The organism is Bacteroidales bacterium, assembly GCA_012519055.1.
Taxonomy (GTDB): Bacteria; Bacteroidota; Bacteroidia; order Bacteroidales; family Salinivirgaceae; genus JAAYQU01.
In genome coordinates this window covers 1-1,506 of record JAAYQU010000022.1, presented here as the reverse complement: position 1 = coordinate 1,506, position 1,506 = coordinate 1, and the positions used below count along the sequence as shown (strand labels likewise).

The following is a 1,506-nucleotide window of genomic DNA, read 5'->3' as shown; positions in this document are numbered from 1 at the left end:
AGACAGAAAACTTGTTTACGAGCAACAGCAGAACATATAATTTATATATGTATGAAAATCAAGTTGATGACTATAAACAAGATCACTATCAGCTATTTTATACATACATACATAACCAAAACCTGACAGCCAACGTGGCGCTGCATTATACACAAGGATTTGGCTTTTACGAATCATACAAGTATAATAAAAAACTGTCAAGCTTTTCACTTCCGAACATGCAAATAGGCGACACCGTAATTAAACGAACCGATTTGATAAATCGCAAATATCTTGATAACGATTTTTACGGAGCCATTGCTTCAGTAAAATACAAAACAGAAAAAACTGATATTACTCTGGGAGGTGGACTAAATCAATACTTGGGTGGACACTTCGGAGAGATATTATGGACCAAGCACAACGACGGCTCATTAAAGCCTAATCATGAGTACTATCGTAACAATGCAACAAAAAATGATGCAAATATTTACCTAAAATCGTCGATAAAACTTGGCCAAATGATTGATTTATACGGTGATCTGCAATTACGCGGTATCAAATACACTCTCAGTGGTATCGAAGACGATAATAATGATATTAGCCAACAGCACAATTTTCTGTTTTTTAATCCTAAGGCAGGTGTTTTTATTCACAAGGGCAAATTGTCGGGATTTTTCTCTATAGCTCAAGCACATCGGGAACCAACCCGAAGCAACTATACAGATGCCGACACGATAAAAGGCGCGCCTACATTTGAAAAACTTTTAGATTGGGAAGCCGGTTTTAGCTATAAATCTAATATACTCGCTGCTCAAGTAAACTTTTTTCATATGCAATACAAAGATCAGCTGGTTCTGACGGGGAACGTTAATGCAACAGGATACTCAATCATGGAAAATGTTGATAAAAGCTACCGGCATGGCATTGAGCTTTCATTGCTACTAAAACCACACAGAATTATTGATTGGACTCTGTTTGCAACGTTTAGTCGCAACAAAATTAACCAATTCGTAGCCTATTTTGATGACTGGGATACTTATGCACAACGCACTGATACTCTGAAAAATGTAGATATTTCTTTTTCTCCGAGTACTGTTTTTGGCTCAATATTGACAGTTAAACCTATTAAAAATCTTGATATTACACTTACAGACAATTTTGTAGGGAAACAGTACATCGACAACACTGCGAGCACGGACCGTCAGTTAAATAAATATTGGGTTACTAATTTGCGAATCAGTTATTTATTAACGACAAAACTATTTGAGGTTTCGTTTTTTACACAAATTAACAACTTATATAATGTCGATTATATTACCAATGCTTGGGTATATACATACTACTATAACAACGAACTACGTACACTTGACGGGTATTTTCCGCAGGCATACCGACACTTTATGGTTGGTTTAAATCTTAGTTTTTAGTAAATTTGGTATAAAATCAACATAACCGAAAAAAATGAAGACTTATCGAAAAGAGCTGTGGTTTAATACAGATATACGCCGAGCGTTTTTAAACATT

1 protein-coding gene is annotated in these 1,506 nt (G+C 35.4%); it reads left to right on the top strand.

The genetic code is table 11. From position 1 onward, the window contains the following. The first annotated feature begins 47 nt into the window (after positions 1–47). Positions 48–1,409 (top strand): TonB-dependent receptor, encoded by a 1,362-nt coding sequence (locus GX311_04455; protein ID NLK15631.1) that lies wholly within the window; start codon positions 48–50, stop codon positions 1,407–1,409. The last annotated feature ends 97 nt before the right edge of the window (positions 1,410–1,506 follow it).

What these genes read in the sequence shown, in the direction of transcription:
- GX311_04455 (NLK15631.1), top strand. Translation starts at nt 48, where the DNA reads ATGTATGAAAATCAAGTTGATGACTATAAACAAGATCACTATCAGCTA.